The sequence below is a fragment of the Parabacteroides sp. AF18-52 genome (assembly GCF_003479145.1).
Lineage (GTDB): Bacteria > Bacteroidota > Bacteroidia > Bacteroidales > Tannerellaceae > Parabacteroides > Parabacteroides faecis.
On the sequence record NZ_QUGR01000005.1, the window covers coordinates 39,564 to 57,787 of the forward strand.

General features: G+C 45.0%; 12 protein-coding genes. 6 read left to right on the top strand and 6 right to left on the bottom strand.

Annotated features, from left to right (window positions below; all coding sequences use genetic code 11):
• Window positions 1-87 precede the first annotated feature (87 nt).
• From DWX23_RS10315 to DWX23_RS10335, 5 genes are all read right to left on the bottom strand, one after another.
• Window positions 88-900: a DUF6261 family protein gene (locus tag DWX23_RS10315; RefSeq protein ID WP_122374445.1), complete on the bottom strand. Its 813-nt coding sequence runs from the start codon at window positions 898-900 to the stop codon at window positions 88-90.
• Between the two features lie 326 nt (window positions 901-1,226).
• Window positions 1,227-3,608 (bottom strand): ABC transporter permease, encoded by a 2,382-nt coding sequence (locus DWX23_RS10320; protein WP_122374446.1) that lies wholly within the window; start codon window positions 3,606-3,608, stop codon window positions 1,227-1,229.
• An 11-nt stretch (window positions 3,609-3,619) separates the two neighbouring features.
• Window positions 3,620-5,995: an ABC transporter permease gene (locus DWX23_RS10325; protein WP_122374447.1), complete on the bottom strand. Its 2,376-nt coding sequence runs from the start codon at window positions 5,993-5,995 to the stop codon at window positions 3,620-3,622.
• A 166-nt stretch (window positions 5,996-6,161) separates the two neighbouring features.
• The gene (locus tag DWX23_RS10330; protein WP_122374448.1) at window positions 6,162-7,412 is read right to left on the bottom strand and encodes an efflux RND transporter periplasmic adaptor subunit; all 1,251 of its coding nucleotides are present in this window, start codon (window positions 7,410-7,412) and stop codon (window positions 6,162-6,164) included.
• A 53-nt stretch (window positions 7,413-7,465) separates the two neighbouring features.
• Complete coding sequence (locus tag DWX23_RS10335) at window positions 7,466-8,806, bottom strand: TolC family protein (protein WP_122374449.1); 1,341 nt, start codon at window positions 8,804-8,806, stop codon at window positions 7,466-7,468.
• 249 nt (window positions 8,807-9,055) lie between these two features.
• On the opposite strand from DWX23_RS10335, the gene DWX23_RS10340 reads away from it, so the two are divergent.
• The 3 genes from DWX23_RS10340 (at window position 9,056) to DWX23_RS10350 (ending at window position 13,094) form a co-directional block, all read left to right on the top strand.
• The gene (locus tag DWX23_RS10340) at window positions 9,056-10,408 is read left to right on the top strand and encodes a sigma-54 dependent transcriptional regulator (protein WP_122374450.1); all 1,353 of its coding nucleotides are present in this window, start codon (window positions 9,056-9,058) and stop codon (window positions 10,406-10,408) included.
• 2 nt (window positions 10,409-10,410) lie between these two features.
• On the top strand, window positions 10,411-11,727 hold the full coding sequence (locus DWX23_RS10345; RefSeq protein ID WP_122351563.1) for a PAS domain-containing sensor histidine kinase: 1,317 nt from the start codon (window positions 10,411-10,413) through the stop codon (window positions 11,725-11,727).
• A gap of 113 nt (window positions 11,728-11,840) precedes the next feature.
• On the top strand, window positions 11,841-13,094 hold the full coding sequence (locus DWX23_RS10350; RefSeq protein ID WP_122351564.1) for an Nramp family divalent metal transporter: 1,254 nt from the start codon (window positions 11,841-11,843) through the stop codon (window positions 13,092-13,094).
• Here DWX23_RS10350 and DWX23_RS10355 read toward each other — a convergent pair.
• On the bottom strand, window positions 13,081-13,734 hold the full coding sequence (locus DWX23_RS10355; protein WP_122351565.1) for a DedA family protein: 654 nt from the start codon (window positions 13,732-13,734) through the stop codon (window positions 13,081-13,083). The two genes, DWX23_RS10350 and DWX23_RS10355, sit on opposite strands and share 14 nt — an antisense overlap.
• A 130-nt stretch (window positions 13,735-13,864) precedes the next feature.
• Between DWX23_RS10355 and DWX23_RS10360 the strand changes: the two genes are divergently transcribed.
• Genes DWX23_RS10360 through DWX23_RS10370 form a run of 3 tightly spaced genes read left to right on the top strand, consistent with a single transcriptional unit; the run spans window position 13,865 to window position 17,992 of the window.
• Window positions 13,865-15,613, top strand: coding sequence for a glutamine--tRNA ligase/YqeY domain fusion protein (locus tag DWX23_RS10360; protein ID WP_122374451.1), 1,749 nt, complete (start codon window positions 13,865-13,867; stop codon window positions 15,611-15,613).
• Window positions 15,614-15,638: 25 nt separating this feature from the next.
• Window positions 15,639-17,081 carry a tetratricopeptide repeat protein gene (locus tag DWX23_RS10365; protein WP_122351567.1) on the top strand — a complete coding sequence of 481 codons (1,443 nt, stop codon included), beginning with the start codon at window positions 15,639-15,641 and terminating at the stop codon, window positions 17,079-17,081.
• Complete coding sequence (locus DWX23_RS10370; protein ID WP_122374452.1) at window positions 17,081-17,992, top strand: DUF368 domain-containing protein; 912 nt, start codon at window positions 17,081-17,083, stop codon at window positions 17,990-17,992. The genes DWX23_RS10365 and DWX23_RS10370 overlap by 1 nt, the downstream gene beginning before the upstream one ends.
• Window positions 17,993-18,224 lie beyond the last annotated feature (232 nt).

An 18,224-nucleotide genomic window follows, 5' to 3' on the forward strand; every position in this document is an offset into this window, starting at 1 on the left:
GAGCATAAAAATAAAAAACATCCTACTTTCACAAGCAGGATGTCTAAGTAAATAAACAACTTAAAATCACACCAACCATGGTGTATATCATTCGATCTCCGGGCGATCGCTGCCCGGTTTCTTTTTGTCTTTATTTGCCTTAGCGATACCGATACGCTGGTTGTAGCGTGCTTTGGTTTCGTCGATCAGGGCATTGACGGAAGTGACAAAAGCGGCGGTTTCGGCCGTAGGCTGTACTATATTATACGATTGTGCAAGCAATAACATTTCTGCATAAAGCGGTTCCATCCGTTGGCGGATCACCTTGCCGTTGTCTATCGCATTAGCAGCTTTATTAGCCGTACGCTGTTCGGTTAGGCGGCTGAATTCGTCGTTGGCAGTTTTCAATTCCGCCAGAACGGAAGTGAGCCCCAATGTCGCCACATTGGTTTTATTCGGTTCTTTCTCCATGTCGATCAGCAGTCCGACGATTTGCTGCGTCTCCTGCTGGTCGGCCAACCGGTAAATGCCGACATATGGTTTAACTGCGTTATACAGGCTCACAGCAGCCGTTTTTTGGGCGACAATGGGGCTTTTACGCTTCTGTGAAATATCTGAAGTAAAGAAAACGATGCATTCATCGCGATGTGTATCGACTTCTCTCAGTTGATTTGTCTCATCACTAATAGTCGAAGTATTGACCAGATCAGTCAGTAAAGCCAGATTATCTCCGAATTCCTTGATAAGTTCGTCGGAAAAGCCCAATGCCGGAGGGCCTGTCAGATCGACACTTTCGATTTCCGGACGATCCCCGCCGCCGCTGGCAGGGATAAGTCCCTGAAAACGTGTCATGTGATTGGCATATTCCGTATTATTCAACTGGGATACTGCAAATTCCTTGATTTTCTGATGTGTTTCCATATTAGATTCGTTTTTAATATTAATACTTGCTTAAAAAAACATTTAAAGATAGGTATTTTAATCAATAGAATTGAAAATCACTGCTTTTATTCTCGCTTTTAATAAAAAAAACTTGCGAAATGTAATCCTGAGACCAGAAAACATTTCGCAAGTGATGTAAAATGGATTCCGGGGGCAGGATTGCACTTCGCAAGTGATACAAAACGGAATCCGGATTCAGGATTGCATTTTGCAAGTGATGTGAAACGGATTCCCGGGTCAGGATACCATTTCGGAAGCGATGCAATCCCCCGGCAGGTTTCCGACTGAGGCTCCGACAGTTTTTCCTATTCCGCTTTCAGACTGTCGATCGGATTCTCATTGGCCGTCGCCCAGGCGCGATACAATACGCAACCAATGATGACGAGGTAAACGAAGAAGGCCGCGATGATAAACAGGAAGATATTCAGGTGGATACGTTCCGAGAATTTCTCCAGCCAGTCGGAGGCACTGATATAGGCAATCACTACACCGATCGTAAGAGCAGGAACGGCTATATAGGAGATGTCGCGCGAGATCATCCGGAGGATGCTGGCGGCAGTCGCACCGTTGACCTTGCGGATCGCTATCTCACGTCCGCGGCGGTTGGTTTCGTCGGCAGTATATCCCAGCAGGCCGATCAGCGCAATGATCAGGCAGACGATGCCGCTGATGAAGATGGAGTCGCGGAACTCACGGTCGCCCTGGTATTGCTGAGCCAGACTCATTTTATAGACAGAAGCTTCCACCACTTTATTCGGCATTGCATCTGTCAGGATCTGGTTAACCTGTGCGATATTGTCCGATGTCATATCGTGCATCTTTATCAGGATATTTTCCGTAGGGGCAATACCACCCGGCTTCATGTCGTAGAAGAAAACCGAGGCACGGGTATCGGGACCTTTGATGGAACCGATACGGAAGTCATCATAGACACCGCAAATGGTGTACACCTGATTTCCATTACTATGTTCGGATATCATCACACCTTTACCAATAGCACTTCCTGTCCAGCCCGCCACCTTCTCCATCTGTTCGACAAAACGACGGCTAACCATTATTTTATCGCCGTTAGCCTCACCCTGGCGGAAAGCGTGGCCCTCCAGAATAGATATCTCCATCAGTTCAAAATAATTATCACCGACGCTGTACATATCAGCAATGTTAAACAGTTCGCGGTTATCACCCGGCAGACCGACATTATTACCCGAAGGATATTTGAAAGGCAACTCGCAACTGGCCGACACCAGGTTGACCTGTGGCAGACGGCGCAGTTCGTCCATCGCCCGCTCACGCTCCTGGGCACTCACCCCGCGGGTATTACAAAAGATCAGATTCTCGTAAGCGTAGCCGGGATCACTCGATATCATAGCACCATACTGGCGGTTGATCGTGATCAATAATGCCACCAGATAGGCCGTAGCGACAAACTGTACAAAAAGCAGGCACAGTTTCCAGTAACGTTTCGATTCTTTTACACTACGGAAAGCCGATGCTACCGGAATACGCAGAAAGAGCCAGGTGGGAACCAGACAGGTTACGGCGAATACAACGATACAGATACCCGACAAAATCGTCAAAGTAGGTACCGTAAACAGGGCAGACAACGAAGCCGACAACAATTCCTCTACCTTCCCTTTACAAAGGATCAGCAGGAAAGCTCCCAGCAAGAGTGCCAACAACAGATGCAGCAAGGATTCGGAAAAGATCATTCCGAATATATTTTTACCCGAAGCTCCGTAACATTTATGTACCGCCACTTCCTTCGTACGTCCGATCAGTGTGGAGATAACGACCAGCACATAATTGAGCACGGCAATGAGAATCAGGATCGTAGCCAGGAAGAGAAGCATGGCATTCATGTCTTTCACCTCCTTATCATTATTATGGATATCCTGCAACGGCGAGATGGTATAGAACAGATCGACGCCGGCCTGTTTCAGAGCTTCCATATCCTGATTGCGTTCCTGCATACGGCGGATAGCGGGGGCCAGTCCTTCCGGGTCAGTACCCGGAACCAGTTTCACATAGGCGATGTAACGGTCGTTACCCAGCCAGTTTGTCGTACTCCATTCCGGCATGCTTGCCAACGCTCCCAACACATCATAACGCAAATGGCTGTTTTCAGGTATATCTTCAAATACACCGCCGATGGTTTGCGGAGAGTTACGGTTTGCTTCACGAACGAAGGTCTTGCCAACCACACTCCCTACTCCCCCCATTTTCTCGGCAAGAGAGCGTGAGATCATCACATAACCGGGACGGGACAGGACATCTTTCGGATCGCCCACCAGAATCGGACGGGGGAATATATCGAAAAAGCTAGTATCGGCAAGCAGGATGGTCGCTTTATAAAATTGTTTCTCCGGCGACATGATCAGTTCATTGGCCGGTCCTATGCGGGTATAGCGCGTTGCGACTTCCACCTCCGGAACCTCCGCTTTCAAACCCGGAGCGATAGCACCGCTCACCTGTCCCCAGGTATCTTTCTTCCCGTCTTTGTTCAAGCCGGACTTGACCAGATAAATGCGGTCGTTGTCGGGATAAAAATTATCATACGAACGTTCGAAACATACTTTTGCAACCAACACCAGCCCCATTGCCAGCCCGACAGCAAGCGCCAGTATCTTAATCCCATTGTTCCTTCCCTTCTTAAACAGGGAACGGATTGCCATACTAAAATTCCTCATATTTCTATCATTTATTCAGATTTCAAACTTTCCACCGGATTGGATACGGCAACCATCCAGCTACGATAGACAACGGTACCCAAAATAAGTAAAAGTACCCCTGCTACACTCAACGTGAACACACCTGCATTCATCGATATCTTTTCGGCAAATTGCTGCAACCACTTCTCGCCTGCATAATAAGAGGCACCGGCTCCCAGCAACAAAGCGGGAAAAGCCATCCAGGTTACATCGGAAGCGATCAGCGAAAGGATATCCTTTTCCGTTGCCCCGTTGATCTTGCGAACGGCTATTTCTTTTCCGCGCCGGTTGGTTTCATCATTGATATACCCGATCAGCCCGATCAGAGTGATGATCAGCGTTACGATACCGCCCAGCATCACCGCGTTGCGGAAAAGGCGCGAAGAGTTATACATATTTGCCATGCTGACACTGTAGGAAGATACAGGCATCTCCTTATCCGGCAAAGTGGCCTTGATGGTTTCGTCCAGCCGTGCCATATTCTCCTGCGACATTTTATTCAGTTTAATGACCAGCGTATTCTGCGGACGACCGCTATAAAACAGCGCCGAAGGTCCCATCAATTCGCTTCCGATAGCCCCGACACGGACATCGTCGTACACGCCTGCTATCTCGAAATCGTTAGGCGTACCATGACCGCTCACATATATTTTCTTTCCTACCACGCCGTCTTTCCAGTCGAGTGCCAAGGCCAGTTTGTCGGCCATCATCCGGCTGATCATCACCACGCGGGAAGAATCGGAATAAGAATGATCGAATGCTTTTCCCTGGATAACGGACATTTCCATCAGAGAGGTATAATTGGCATTCGCCCCGTAAAGGTCGGCGAAATGAATAATGGTTTCCTTTGTTCCCGGACGATAAACCATATCCCCTGAACCGCTGAAAGCAGGTAAGCTACTGCAAGTAGATACATCCTCCACCTCCGGAAGTTTTTTAAGCTCATCTATCAAGGCGCGACGGGAAGAACTCGGTACACCTTCCATCCAACAATAAGCCAGCCGTTCGTATTTATATCCCGGATTATCGTTTACCATCTTATTATATTGCAAACCGATCACTACCAGCAGACATACCAGGAAACCAACGGCCATAAACTGGATAAATAACAACGCCTTCTTCCATGAACGGCGTGATTCTTTATAGGAACGAAATACCGATGCTACCGGTATTTTCGAAAACAGTTGCGAAGGCAGTAATCCCGCCACTAAAAATACAATTACACAAACAGCCACCAGCATCAGAACGGTATCGACCGTAAACAGTGATAACAACGACGCACTGAGCAATTCTTCCACCATCTCACGCAAAGCCAGTATCAACATAGCCGATATCCCCAGCGAGACAAGCAGGTTGAGAAAGGTTTCCGAAAATATCATGTCCGAGATATTCCATCCGGATGCACCGTAACATTTATGTACGGCAATATCTTTCGAACGGGTTACCAGTGACGAGATCACCAGTAAGACGTAATTCATCAGGGCTGCAAAAAGGATAGCAAATGCAATAGCCACAAGCATGACAGCCATCCGTTTCGTGGCCGGCGATTTAGCATAAAGCTCCTCCAATGGACACAATGCCAGGGCGTAATCGATTCCCTGCTCTTTCAATTGAGCAGAGTCGACATGGCGGTCGAGCATCTCAGCCATCGGCTGCAACAAGTTTTCGGCACGGACACCGGATTGCAGACGAACATACCCATTATAACTATCACCACCAAACCATTGATCGAGGTTCGTCCATCCCATAACCGTCTCGAAAGAGACCAGCGAAACCAGCATGTTATATTTCAGATGGGTATTATCCGGTACTTCTTCAAATACTCCGCCGATCGTAAAAAGATGTCCGGGGAAAGAGGCGATTTCAAAAGTCTGTCCTACCACATCTTTTCCACCGCCTATCTTAGCAGCTATCTTTTCGGATACAAGGGCATACAATGGACGCGAAAGAGTCTCCTTCGCATTACCGGCCAACACTTTACGGGGAAGGACATCAAAGAAGTACTGGTCTGCCATTACAAAGTTACCGGTGTATTTTTTCTTATCAGAAGTAGTAAAAAGATACTCCCCTATTACATTGGCACAGGTAGCCGATTCCACACCGGGTATTTCTGCTTTCATCCCCGGCGGAACACCTCCACTTACATGCGGATATCCTTCTATTTTCTTCTCTCCTACGGATACATTTTCCTGTATGGCAAAAACACGATCCGACTCGGGATAGAAATTATCATAAGACAGTTCGAAACATACTTTAGCAATCAACACCAAGCCCATGGCCAGGCCAACACCTAATGAAACTATTTTAATTCCATTATGTCTTCCTTTCTTAAAAAGGGAACGAAAAGCGATATGTACATTCTTCATTGTGGTTATCTTTTATAGGTTGTTTATTTCAGTAAAATAATGTGCTAAAGTTGCTAGTTGACAGTTGACAAGTGACAGTTGACAGTTATTTCGGCTTTCAGCCGATTTATTTACCGAGCGCGAAGCCTAACTGTCACTTGTCAACTGTCACCTGTCACCTGAAATATTATTCCAACACCAGGACTTCATTATCCTTATAGCTTTCGTAACTTGATACGATCACTTTTTCTCCGGATTCCAGACCTTCGGTCACTTCATAGTACTGCGGGTTCTGGCGACCGATCTTGATCTTGCGACGATAAGCTTTTTTACCATCTTTATCCAATACGAATATCCAGCTACCTCCCGTGCTCTGGAAGAATGTACCACGTGGAATAATGATACTTTCTGTCGGCTGTCCTAATTCCAGATTGATGTAATATGTTTGTCCGCTACGGATATTGTCAGGACGTTCGCCGGTAAAGACAAAGTCGGTACGGAACTTACCTTCACGAACTTCCGGATATACTTTACGTACAGCCAGTGCGAAACTTGTTCCCTGACGGTCGAAGGCTGCACCCAATCCCGGTTTAACGCGGTCGATATAATGTTCATCGATCATAGCTTCTATCTTATAATCGGAAAGGTCGTTGATCTGACCGATTTTCATACCGGCTGATACATTCTGTCCGAGAACTACATCCAGCAAACCCAGTTCACCGTTGATCTGTGAGCGGACATTCAGATGTTCTTTCCGTTCGTGTACCAATTGGATGTTACGGCGCATATTAGCTAAACTCGTTTCCATTTCATCCATCTGGATCGTACGGGAAATTGAATCCTGACGCAAACGTTCAACGACAAGAGCATATTTCTTGGTTGCCAGTTCATAATCTTCCTTCGCTTTCAGAAATTCTTCCTTGGCGATCAGGTTTTCATCATAGAGCTTCTTTTGTTGCGTATAAGCACGGCGTGAACGGGCGATGTCAACATCGAGCTGTGCTTTCTCCAACTGGTTATTCAGCTTGTCCTGTTCCATCGCTACCTGGGTATTACGCAGGAAGTTCTGTTTTTCAGCCAACTGGGCTTCCGCATCCAATATCTGCAAATCGAGACCGGAGTTGGAAAGGCGTACAATGATATCGCCTTTTTTCACCTGGGCTCCTTCCTCAACAACCTTTTCCTGTACGATACCACCCTCTTCAGGACTTAACTGTACCACTGTGATAGGCTGAACCTGTCCGTCCACACGAACAAAATCGTTGAACTGCTCCTTGGTCACATTACCGATACTTATTCCACGGGCATCTACTTTCAATGTCGATGCATGATCGCCGAAAATGATCCATCCCACCAGTACCAGGAATAAAACACCACCACCTACATAAGGTAAATGTTTCTTTTGAATGCCTTTTTTCTTTTCTAATTGTATATCCATCGTTGTATGTTTTTATTTCTTTATTGTTTGTTTCCTAGTTATTCGCGTTATTCTCAATGAATGCCTTCAATCAAAGGTTTCCCTTTATAATAATCGACCAGCTTGCATTTCATCAGATACATCAGCTTCCGCTGCAGCAGATCGGCTTTTGACAGAAGTAATGTATTTGCACTGGTTTGCAGATCGATCGGACTCATCAAACCCTCCTCAAATTTACGCAAAGTAACCTGATAGGCTATTTCATCTGCTCTCGCTTTCTTATCCATCTGAATAGTCTCTTTGGCATATCCTTCCCGATCGAGAATAGCCTGTTCGATAGCGGTCTGCAACTGACGAAGTACTTCGGTCTGCTGTTCCTGGGCAATACGCATATTATTACGCGCTTTACGCAGGTTAGTCAAACGGCTCAAACCGTCAAAGAGTGGAAAACTCAGGTTGAAAGAAACATATTCACCTCTATTATTTTTAAACTGATTACTAAAAGAAGCGGGAGCCTGCACTGCCTTCAGGTTCTCATAATAATTCGTAGAAACCCCGGCAGAGAAAGAAATAGAAGGCAACAAACGTCCTTTCGCCATTAGATACTGCATTTTATAGGATTTCAACTGAAGTCTTGCCTGCAAAGCTGTCGGATTATTTTCAGATGCGTAATCATATATTTCATCGATCGACTCCAACATGGTTGCATACGATTTATCCAAAAGCATGGTATCGACATCCAGTTCCATGTCAGAAGGGTAATTCATATTTTGCTTCAAAGTTAGCATAGCGGTATTAAGTAAATTCTGTTGATGGGTCAGATTGTAATCGTTGGCTGCTACCTGGGCTTCGATCTGTGCCACATCCGCTTTACCTTTCAATCCTAGTTCTTCCTGACGGCGGGTTTTATACAGGATACGACTATTTTCTTCCAGCTGTTCGGCAGCCAACTTAACGGTTCCCTGATAATACACTACATCCATAAAAGCCTGCATCGTATTAATAGCCAGATCATCTTTCGCCTTTTGAATATCGTTCATACCTAACTGACGGTTTGCTTTTGCCATACGCCATTGGTTGACCAATTGTCCTCCGTTAAATATAGGAATGGAAACTCCCAGACTATATCCGTTATTGAAAGTAGATGTATTATTATAAACGTTAGTCTCCGGGTCGATCGAACGTCCAAAACTATATTGTGCACCAACACTGGCACTCATAGACGGAAAGAACGAAGCTACAGCAGAATTCAACTCTGCCTTATAAGAATCACTCGTATAAGCTTGTTTCTTGACTTTCGGACTGTTCTCAATAGCATAATGCATGCATTCATCCATTGTCCAGAGCTTTTCCTGGGCCATGGCGGCTGTTGCCAGGCTAAACGAAAGAATCGATGTGAATATTATCTGTTTCATTTTTGTGTTATTTTCTGCCTATAGAAGGGCAAAGACTGTGCCAAACCATTTAAAGAATTATTTATCAACACATTGACAAAACAAGTATTTTCTCAAAGTGTAAAAAAATTAGACAATGGTGTATAAATATTAGACAACAGATATTTATTCGTTTCATCCTCCTATTTTATATGTCTAAATATTAGACAGTGGTTAGGAAGTATAAAACCGAACCTGTATCTTTGCACTATAATATAGATATTATCATATATGGCTAAACAAGGCACCATACTGGTCGTGGACGACAATAAGGGGATTCTTACCGCAGTACAGATGCTGTTAGGCACCTGCTTTGAGAAAGTGATAACCATCTCTACCCCGAATAAAATAAAGACAACCCTGCACAATGAAGACGTGGACGTTGTTTTACTCGATATGAACTTCAGTGCCGGGATCAATACCGGCAATGAAGGACTTTTCTGGCTTTCTGAAATAAAGAAGGAAGACCCGTCGGTACAGGTAGTTCTTTTTACCGCTTATGCCGACATAGACCTGGCAGTAAGGGGGATCAAGGAGGGGGCTACCGACTTCGTTGTCAAACCCTGGAATAATGCCAAACTGCTGGAAACACTGAAAACGGCTTATGATATCCGGACAGCGAATAGGAAAGGGATTCCTCATGAAAGTAACAAGCAGGTTGTCTCCAAAGAAAGCGGTATGTTCTGGGGCGAAAGCAATGCAATGCAACAACTCCGCAACCTGATCGAAAAAGTAGCTAAAACAGATGCCAATATCCTGATCACCGGAGAGAACGGAACCGGTAAAGAAATGCTGGCCAGGGAAATACATATGTTGTCGAACCGTAAAAAGGAGGCAATGATCCCCGTAGATATGGGTGCCATTACCGAAACATTGTTCGAAAGCGAACTGTTCGGTCATATGAAAGGAGCCTTTACCGATGCACGTGCCGACCGACCGGGTAAATTCGAGGCTGCCAACAACGGAACACTTTTTCTGGATGAGATAGGAAACCTCTCCTACCATTTGCAGGCAAAACTACTGACCGCCCTACAACGCCGCAGCGTAGTGCGAGTGGGGAGCAACACGCCTATCCCGGTAAATATCCGTCTGATTTGTGCAACGAACCGCGATTTACAGGATATGGTGCAAAAAGAACAGTTCCGCGAAGACCTTCTATATCGTATCAATACGATACACGTAGAAATCCCCTCCCTCCGCGACAGACCCGAAGATATTGTACCGTTAACAGAGATATTCCTATCTAAATATTGTAATATCTACGGAAAACCTTCCATGCGCCTGAGTGCGGATGCAAAGGAAAAGTTGAAACAACAGCCCTGGTTCGGTAATATCCGCGAATTGGAGCATACGATCGAAAAGTCGGTAATCATATCGGAAGGGGAAACGCTAGACAGTTCGGATTTCGATTTTCCCCGGAAGAAAGAATCTCCGTTGAAAGAGGCTACCACACTGGAAGAAATGGAATACAACATGATCAAAAATGCCATGGATAAATACAATGGCAATCTTTCGCTCGTTGCCAGCCAGCTGGGTATTTCACGTCAGACGCTATACAATAAAATCAAACGTTACGAATTGTAATAATGTTAAAAGGCATATATCATAGTCTGACTTTCCGGCTGGGTCTGTTCGGAATATTTACCGTCTGCGGAACCTACTTCGCTATGACCCGCCAATGGGAATGGTTCATTCTCATTCTTATCGGTTGGATCTATTCCATTCGGATGATGAGTGAACTATACAAACGCAATGCCCAAAAGGTAGCCTTCATGTTCGATGCCATCGATAACAGCGACTATGCCTTCCAATATGCGACCCGAGGTCGTTCTTCCAATGACAAACTGGTCAGCGAATCGCTGAACCGTATCACCCAGATACTTTTCCAGGCAAAAGCTGATGCTGTCCAAAAAGAGAAGTATTATGAACTGATCATGAACTCGGTCAATACCGGCATCATCGTATTGGATGATATCGGAAATATCTACCAGAGCAACAACGAGGCACTCCGTTTACTGGGGCTTTCCGTCTTTACCCATGTCAAACAGTTGGCTCGCATCGATGATAAACTACAGGCTACGATCGCTAATATCCTCCCGGGGGATAAACATCAGATATCATTCGTAAATGAACGCGGTACGGTCAATTTGTCTATCCGTGTATCCGAAATGACCCTCCAGGAAAAACATGTACGTATCCTGGCAATCAACGACATCAACAGCGAACTGGATGACAAGGAAATCGATTCATGGATACGCCTGACCCGTGTACTGACACATGAGATTATGAACTCCGTCACCCCTATCACATCACTGAGCGACACCCTGTTATCCATCCATGAAGATGCCGACAGCGAGATTCGGAACGGACTGGAAGTGATCAGTACAACCGGCAAGAGCCTGATCTCATTCGTCGAATCCTACCGCAAGTTCACTCATATCCCGACGCCTGAACCGTCGTTATTTTATGTACAGAAATTTGCCGAACGGATGATAAATCTGGCCCGTTATCACAACAATTTCCCTAATATAACGATTAATATACATATAGAGCCGACCGACCTGATCGTTTATGCAGATGAAAAACTGATTACGCAGGTTGTACTGAACCTGCTGAAAAATGCCATGCAGGCCATCGGCAGCGAACAGCCGGACGGACAAATAGAACTGAATGCATCTTGTAACCCGGATGAATCCGTGATCATCGAGGTTAGTAACAACGGTCCCTGCATCCCGCCGGAAGAAGCGGAACATATTTTTGTCCCGTTCTTCACCACCAAAGAAGGCGGTAGCGGTATCGGGTTATCTATCTCACGGCAGATCATGCGGCTTTCAGGCGGTAGTATCGCGTTGAAGAGCAATCCGGCAATAAACAAAACGTCATTTATTCTAACGTTCCCGTAAGAAACCGGAGAATGTCCTTTACAAGATTTTACCAGAGGCAGTTTGCCCAAAAAGACATCAGGAAAGAACAGAAAGAAAGTAACTAATATTTGGAAATACAAGCAATAAAAAATATGAAACTACTAGACAAACTCAAAATTAATCACAAACCTCGTTCCGGAGGATTAGACCTTTTGAAATATATCGGTCCCGGATTATTAGTCACTGTCGGATTCATCGACCCGGGAAACTGGGCTACCAACTTAGCCGCCGGATCCGAATTCGGTTATGCCTTACTATGGGTCGTAACCTTTTCATCCATCATGCTGATTATCATTCAACACAACGTAGCCCACCTGGGGATCGTCACAGGACTTTGTTTATCCGAAGCAACCAACAAATATATGCCCCGCACACTCAGCCGGCCTATTCTCGGTTCGGCCATGCTTGCCAGCATATCCACCTCGCTAGCAGAGATATTGGGTGGAGCCATTGCGTTACGGATGTTGTTCAGTATACCTATAAAGATCGGTGCCGTGATCGTTACAGTAGCCTGTCTGATCATGTTGCTCAGTAACACATACAGTAAAATAGAACGCTGGATCATCATGTTTGTCTCTATCATCGGATTGTCTTTCTTATACGAACTGGCTTTGGTCGATGTCAACTGGGGACAAGCCGTGCAGGGATGGGTAAAGCCTTCTTTCCCTGAAAATTCTATGCTGATCATTATGAGTGTACTCGGAGCCGTGGTAATGCCGCACAACTTGTTCCTGCACTCGGAAGTGATACAAAGCCGCGAATGGAACCTGGAAGACGAATCCGTCATCAAGAAACAATTGAAATACGAATTTTACGATACGCTCCTGTCGATGGTTATCGGATGGGCAATCAATTCGGCGATGATCATCCTGGCTGCGGCTACTTTCTTCAAGGAAAAGATAGCCGTAGACGAACTGGACCAGGCACAACAATTACTGGTTCCGCTGGTCGGAAACAATGCAGGCGTTATCTTTGCCGCCGCCTTATTGCTTGCCGGTATTTCCTCGACGATCACATCCGGAATTGCCGGAGCATCCATCTTTGCCGGTTTTTACGGAGAGGCATACAACCACAAAGACTTACACTCCAAACTGGGGGTTATTCTTTCGTTCGTTCCAGCTCTGCTTATCATCTTCCTGATCGGCGACCCGTTCAAAGGATTGATCCTTTCGCAGATGTTGCTCAGCGTGCAGCTTCCCATCACCGTCTTTTCGCAGGTATATCTTACTTCCAGTAAAAAAGTGATGGGTCAATATGTCAATTCACGTTCGACCACCATCCTGTTGCTGTTGTTGGGAACGATGGTAACAGTGTTGAATATCGCCTTGTTGATCAGTTTGTTTTAACAAAATATTTATTCCGGACTATTTCAATTATACCCGGCAGGATGGAGATAAAAATGATGAGGACAATCAGAAGTTCCAGATTCTTTTGAACGATCTCCATTCCGCCGAAGAAATAGCCGGCATATGAAAACAAAACCACCCAAATAATCCCTCCTACGATATTATACGAAGCAAAATGGCGGTAATTCATATGTCCCATCCCTGCAACGAATGGAGCGAACGTACGCACAATGGGAACAAAGCGAGCAAGGATAATAGTTTTTCCTCCGTGCTTTTCATAAAATTTATGTGTTTTCTCCAGATAACTCTGTTTGAATATTTTCGAATTTGGATTGCTGAACAGTCTTTCACCGAAGAACCGGCCTATTATATAGTTAGAAGCATCTCCCAGTACGGCAGCAGCAATCAGCACCAGTACAATCAAATGCACATTCATCGGATTACCCGGCAAAGCAGCCAAAGCTCCCGCCACAAATAACAACGAGTCGCCCGGAAGAAAGGGAGTAACCACCAACCCCGTTTCACAAAAAATGATTAGAAACAAAATGGCATATATCCAGATGCCATAAGTCGACACAAGTGCTGCCAGATGGGCGTCGATATGCAGCACAAAATCAATCAGGAGATTGAAGTATTCCATATAAATGTATTATAATCTGTTCGATAAAATTAAGGCACAAATATAGGAAAAAACTTGTATTGCTATGCAGCGAATAAAGAAATCGCTACCTTTGTTCCGTTAATAAAGAAATAACATATTTATAACAGATATGAGCGATATCAAAACGAACGAAGAAGAAGGCAAAAAGAGCCTGAATTTTATTGAAGCAAATGTTGAAAAAGACCTGGCAGAAGGAAAGAATGGCGGACGCATACAAACTCGTTTTCCACCTGAACCAAACGGTTATTTGCATATAGGACACGCCAAAGCAATCTGTCTGGATTTCGGTATTGCAGAACGTTATAACGGAGTTTGTAACCTTCGTTTCGACGACACGAACCCTGTAAAAGAAGATACAGAATATGTCGATGCAATCAAGGAAGATATAGAATGGCTTGGATTCCATTGGGGTAACATCTATTACGCATCCGACTATTTCCAGCAATTGTGGGATTTTGCCATCCGTCTGATCGAGGAAGGAAAAGCCTATATCGACGAGCAAAGTTCGGAAGTTATCGCCCAGCAGAAAGGAACTCCTACCCAGCCGGGTATCGATAGTCCGTATCGTAACCGTCCTATCGAGGAAAACCTGACTTTGTTTCAGAAAATGACTGACGGAGAGGTAGAAGACGGAGCCATGGTGTTGCGTGCCAAAATTGACATGGCTAATCCGAATATGCACTTCCGCGATCCGATTATTTATCGCGTATTAAGGACCGCACATCACCATCGCACAGGTGACAAATGGAAAGTCTATCCGATGTACGACTTTGCACACGGACAGAGCGACTTCTTCGAAGGTGTTACGCATTCACTCTGTACCCTGGAATTTGTGGTACACCGCCCGTTATACGACCTGTTCATCGACTGGTTGAAAGAAGGTAAAGATTTGGACGACAACCGTCCCCGTCAGACCGAGTTCAACAAGTTGAATCTGAGCTATACATTAATGAGTAAGCGTAACCTGCTTACGTTGGTAAAAGAGAAGTTGGTCGACGGTTGGGACGATCCCCGTATGCCGACTATTTGTGCATTCCGCCGTCGTGGTTATTCCCCCGAATCTATCCGCAAATTCGTCGATAAGATCGGATATACCACCTACGATGCCCTGAATGAATTTGCCTTGCTGGAAAGTGCCGTTCGTGAAGACCTGAACGCCCGTGCCACACGTGTATCCGCTGTGCTCGATCCGGTAAAGCTGATTATTACCAACTATCCGGAAGGACAAGTAGAAGAGATGGAAGCCATCAACAATCCGGAAGATCCGGAAGCAGGCAGCCATATCATCGAATTCAGCCGCGAATTATGGATAGAAAAAGAGGACTTCATGGAAGATGCTCCGAAGAAATTCTTCCGTATGACTCCCGGACAGGAAGTACGTCTGAAGAATGCATACATCGTAAAATGTACAGGCTGTAAGAAAAACGATGCTGGTGAAGTGGTAGAAGTTTATTGCGAATACGACCCGAACACCAAGAGCGGTATGCCGGACAGCAATCGGAAGGTGAAAGGTACTTTACACTGGTTGAGCTGTGCACATAGTTTGCCGGCAGAAGTCCGTCTGTACGACCGTCTGTGGAAAGTCGAGAATCCCCGCGATGAACTGGCTGCTATCCGCGAAGCAAAAGATTGCTCCGTACTGGACGCCATGAAAGAGATCATCAATCCGGACTCTCTGAAAGTATTGACAAACTGCTACGTTGAAAAATATCTGGCAAATGCCAAACCATTAGATTATTTACAATTCCAGCGTATCGGTTATTTTAATGTAGACAAAGACTCTACACCGGAAAAGCTCGTCTTCAACCGTACCGTATCTCTGAAAGATACCTGGAGCAAGGTTAAGGACAAGGCTTAACAATGTGCCAATTAAATTATTCCCTATGAAAAAAGATGATATCTCACGCTTGTTACAACGTTATTTGTCTGCCCGCGAAATGGGAAAAGAGCCCTATTTCGATGCAGATGAAATCGATGAACTGTTGGGCAGCTTTGAAGAATCGGATAATTATGAATATTTCGATGAAGTTTTAACCTTAGGGTTAAAGCTTCATCCCGGTAATACAGATTTACAGTTCAGACAATGCAAGCTTTACGTCTATAATGAAGACTATGAGAGTGCATTGGCTTTGATCGATTCAATCGCTGAAACAGACAACCAGGACCTCGACTTATTGCGATTGGAATGTTACTGCATGCTCGACCGGTATGATAAACTGATCGAATATACGGAAAGGCTGATCGAATCTGATTGCGAATATCTGGAGACTATATTCGAATACACCGCTCCCCTTCTGAGTGATATGGAAATGACGAACGAAGCGCACGATTTCATACGACGCGGCATCGATCTGTTCCCTGACAACCTCACTCTGAAAGATGAGCTATGCTATAACATGGAGATGAAAGGAGATATCGACGGAGCGATCAGTATGTGTAACGAACTGATCGATAAAGAACCCTACTCCTACGAATCCTGGTTCACGCTCGGACGCCTGTATTCGATCAAATCGGAATTTGAGAAAGCAATCGAAGCATTCGACTTCGCACTAACCTGCGATGACTCGGACCCGGAGCTGAAAATACTGAAAGCATACTGCCTCTACATGAATGAGAATTATGAAAAGGCATTGGAGGTTTATCAGGAGATCGATGCCACTACCGAAATAGCAGAACGTATCAAACCGCTTATGGCTGAATGCTATATCAAACTCGAGGATTTCGAAGGAGCATATAATTTACTGAAAGACATTATCGGTAAAAAGGCAACCTCCAACGAACCGGCTGCCTACATCAACTTTATCCGGTGTTGTGCTGAGACAGAACGCGACAAAGAAGCGTCCAAGACGCTCAACAAAGCAATCGAACTGTTCCCCAACAATGTTCGGATACTCTCTTTACTGGCTCTGACCTATGTGGAAAACGGAGAAGACAAGCTGGCTATAGAGACCACCGAACGTCTGTTCAATGTCCTGGATAAAGGAGAGAACTATCAGCCCGAAGATTACGAAAGTCTTTTCCATGCAGGTCAGTACCTGTATATGAAAGGAGATATCGACAAGGCACTCAAATATTATAATAAAGTATACGCCGTCAATCCGGAGTTACCTTATATGCACCTTCATATGGCTATGGCTTACCTGGCAAAGGGCGACATGAAGCATTTCGGTGAACACTTCAGCCAGACATCTCCGAAAGAACTGGTAAAATACCTGGAAGAATCCGGTATCGATTTCAGTGATGTAGAGCAGCAACTGATGGGAAAACATATCCCACCGGAAGATCTGACGAAGGAATTCCTCAATAACAAAGACAATAACAACTAATGGACAGAAATCTAAAAGACTACGGTCTCCTACTTTTGAAAGGCATGGGAATGGGCGCAGCCGATGTTGTACCCGGTGTATCAGGCGGTACGATTGCCTTTATTGTTGGTATTTATGAAGAACTGATCGATTCGATCAAGAGTATCAACGGAGCAAGCCTGAAGTTACTTTTCACCGGTAAGATCGCCTCATTCTGGAAAGCGATAAATGCGAATTTCCTGTTGGCTATCGTTGCCGGCATTGCTATCAGTATCTTTTCGCTGGCAAAGATCATTACCTGGTTGCTGGTTACGCATCCGATCCTCGTATGGGCATTCTTCTTCGGTTTAGTACTGGCTTCTACCTGGTTCGTTTCAAAAGATATCAAGCAATGGAACTGGAAAACAATACTGAGTTTTATTATCGGAGCCGTCATTGCGTACTATATAACTGTTGCCACACCGGCAGAGACTCCGACTAATTTATTTTTCATATTCCTTTGCGGGGCCATAGCGATCTGTGCCATGATCCTTCCCGGTATTTCCGGTAGTTTTATCCTGGTCTTATTAGGGAAGTACTTCTATATTATGGAAGCGGTAAAGACTTTCAATATACCGGTCATGCTCGTATTTATCTGTGGAGCAGCCATAGGTATTACCTCTTTCTCCCGTGTACTTTCTTTTGCCTTGCGCCGGTTTCATGATACGACCATTTCGGTACTGGCCGGTTTTATGCTGGGTTCGCTGAATAAAGTATGGCCGTGGAAAGAGACGATTGAGACATATACCGACAGCCACGGAGTAATCAAACCGTTAGTAGAAGCAAATATCTTACCCAACCAACTGGTATGGGAAGCAGTCGGATTAATGATCTTCGGATTCGCTATCGTCTATTTTCTTGAAAAATTATCCATGAAAGGAGCTAAAGCTTAAAAAAATCTCTTCCCTATGCTCACGCACAAGGAAGAGCTTGTTCTCTCGCCAAAGAGAACCTCATCAATTATGTTAACCTTATTCAAGGTCATAGAAGGGAGCAGTTCGCCAGAGTTGCTCCCTTCATGTTGAAAACACACATATTCTTAGTATTGTTTATCTTTTCACCTTATTTATTAGCAAATAACATGCCAGAATCGTATCTATCTGATAATTAGAAACATTGAATAAA

What these genes read in the sequence shown, in the direction of transcription:
- DWX23_RS10320 (WP_122374446.1), bottom strand. Translation starts at nt 3,608, where the DNA reads ATGAGGAATTTTAGTATGGCAATCCGTTCCCTGTTTAAGAAGGGAAGG.
- DWX23_RS10350 (WP_122351564.1), top strand. Translation starts at nt 11,841, where the DNA reads ATGAAACTACTAGACAAACTCAAAATTAATCACAAACCTCGTTCCGGA.
- DWX23_RS10345 (WP_122351563.1), top strand. Translation starts at nt 10,411, where the DNA reads ATGTTAAAAGGCATATATCATAGTCTGACTTTCCGGCTGGGTCTGTTC.
- DWX23_RS10340 (WP_122374450.1), top strand. Translation starts at nt 9,056, where the DNA reads ATGGCTAAACAAGGCACCATACTGGTCGTGGACGACAATAAGGGGATT.
- DWX23_RS10315 (WP_122374445.1), bottom strand. Translation starts at nt 900, where the DNA reads ATGGAAACACATCAGAAAATCAAGGAATTTGCAGTATCCCAGTTGAAT.
- DWX23_RS10370 (WP_122374452.1), top strand. Translation starts at nt 17,081, where the DNA reads ATGGACAGAAATCTAAAAGACTACGGTCTCCTACTTTTGAAAGGCATG.
- DWX23_RS10365 (WP_122351567.1), top strand. Translation starts at nt 15,639, where the DNA reads ATGAAAAAAGATGATATCTCACGCTTGTTACAACGTTATTTGTCTGCC.
- DWX23_RS10335 (WP_122374449.1), bottom strand. Translation starts at nt 8,806, where the DNA reads ATGAAACAGATAATATTCACATCGATTCTTTCGTTTAGCCTGGCAACA.
- DWX23_RS10360 (WP_122374451.1), top strand. Translation starts at nt 13,865, where the DNA reads ATGAGCGATATCAAAACGAACGAAGAAGAAGGCAAAAAGAGCCTGAAT.
- DWX23_RS10325 (WP_122374447.1), bottom strand. Translation starts at nt 5,995, where the DNA reads ATGAAGAATGTACATATCGCTTTTCGTTCCCTTTTTAAGAAAGGAAGA.
- DWX23_RS10330 (WP_122374448.1), bottom strand. Translation starts at nt 7,412, where the DNA reads ATGGATATACAATTAGAAAAGAAAAAAGGCATTCAAAAGAAACATTTA.
- DWX23_RS10355 (WP_122351565.1), bottom strand. Translation starts at nt 13,734, where the DNA reads ATGGAATACTTCAATCTCCTGATTGATTTTGTGCTGCATATCGACGCC.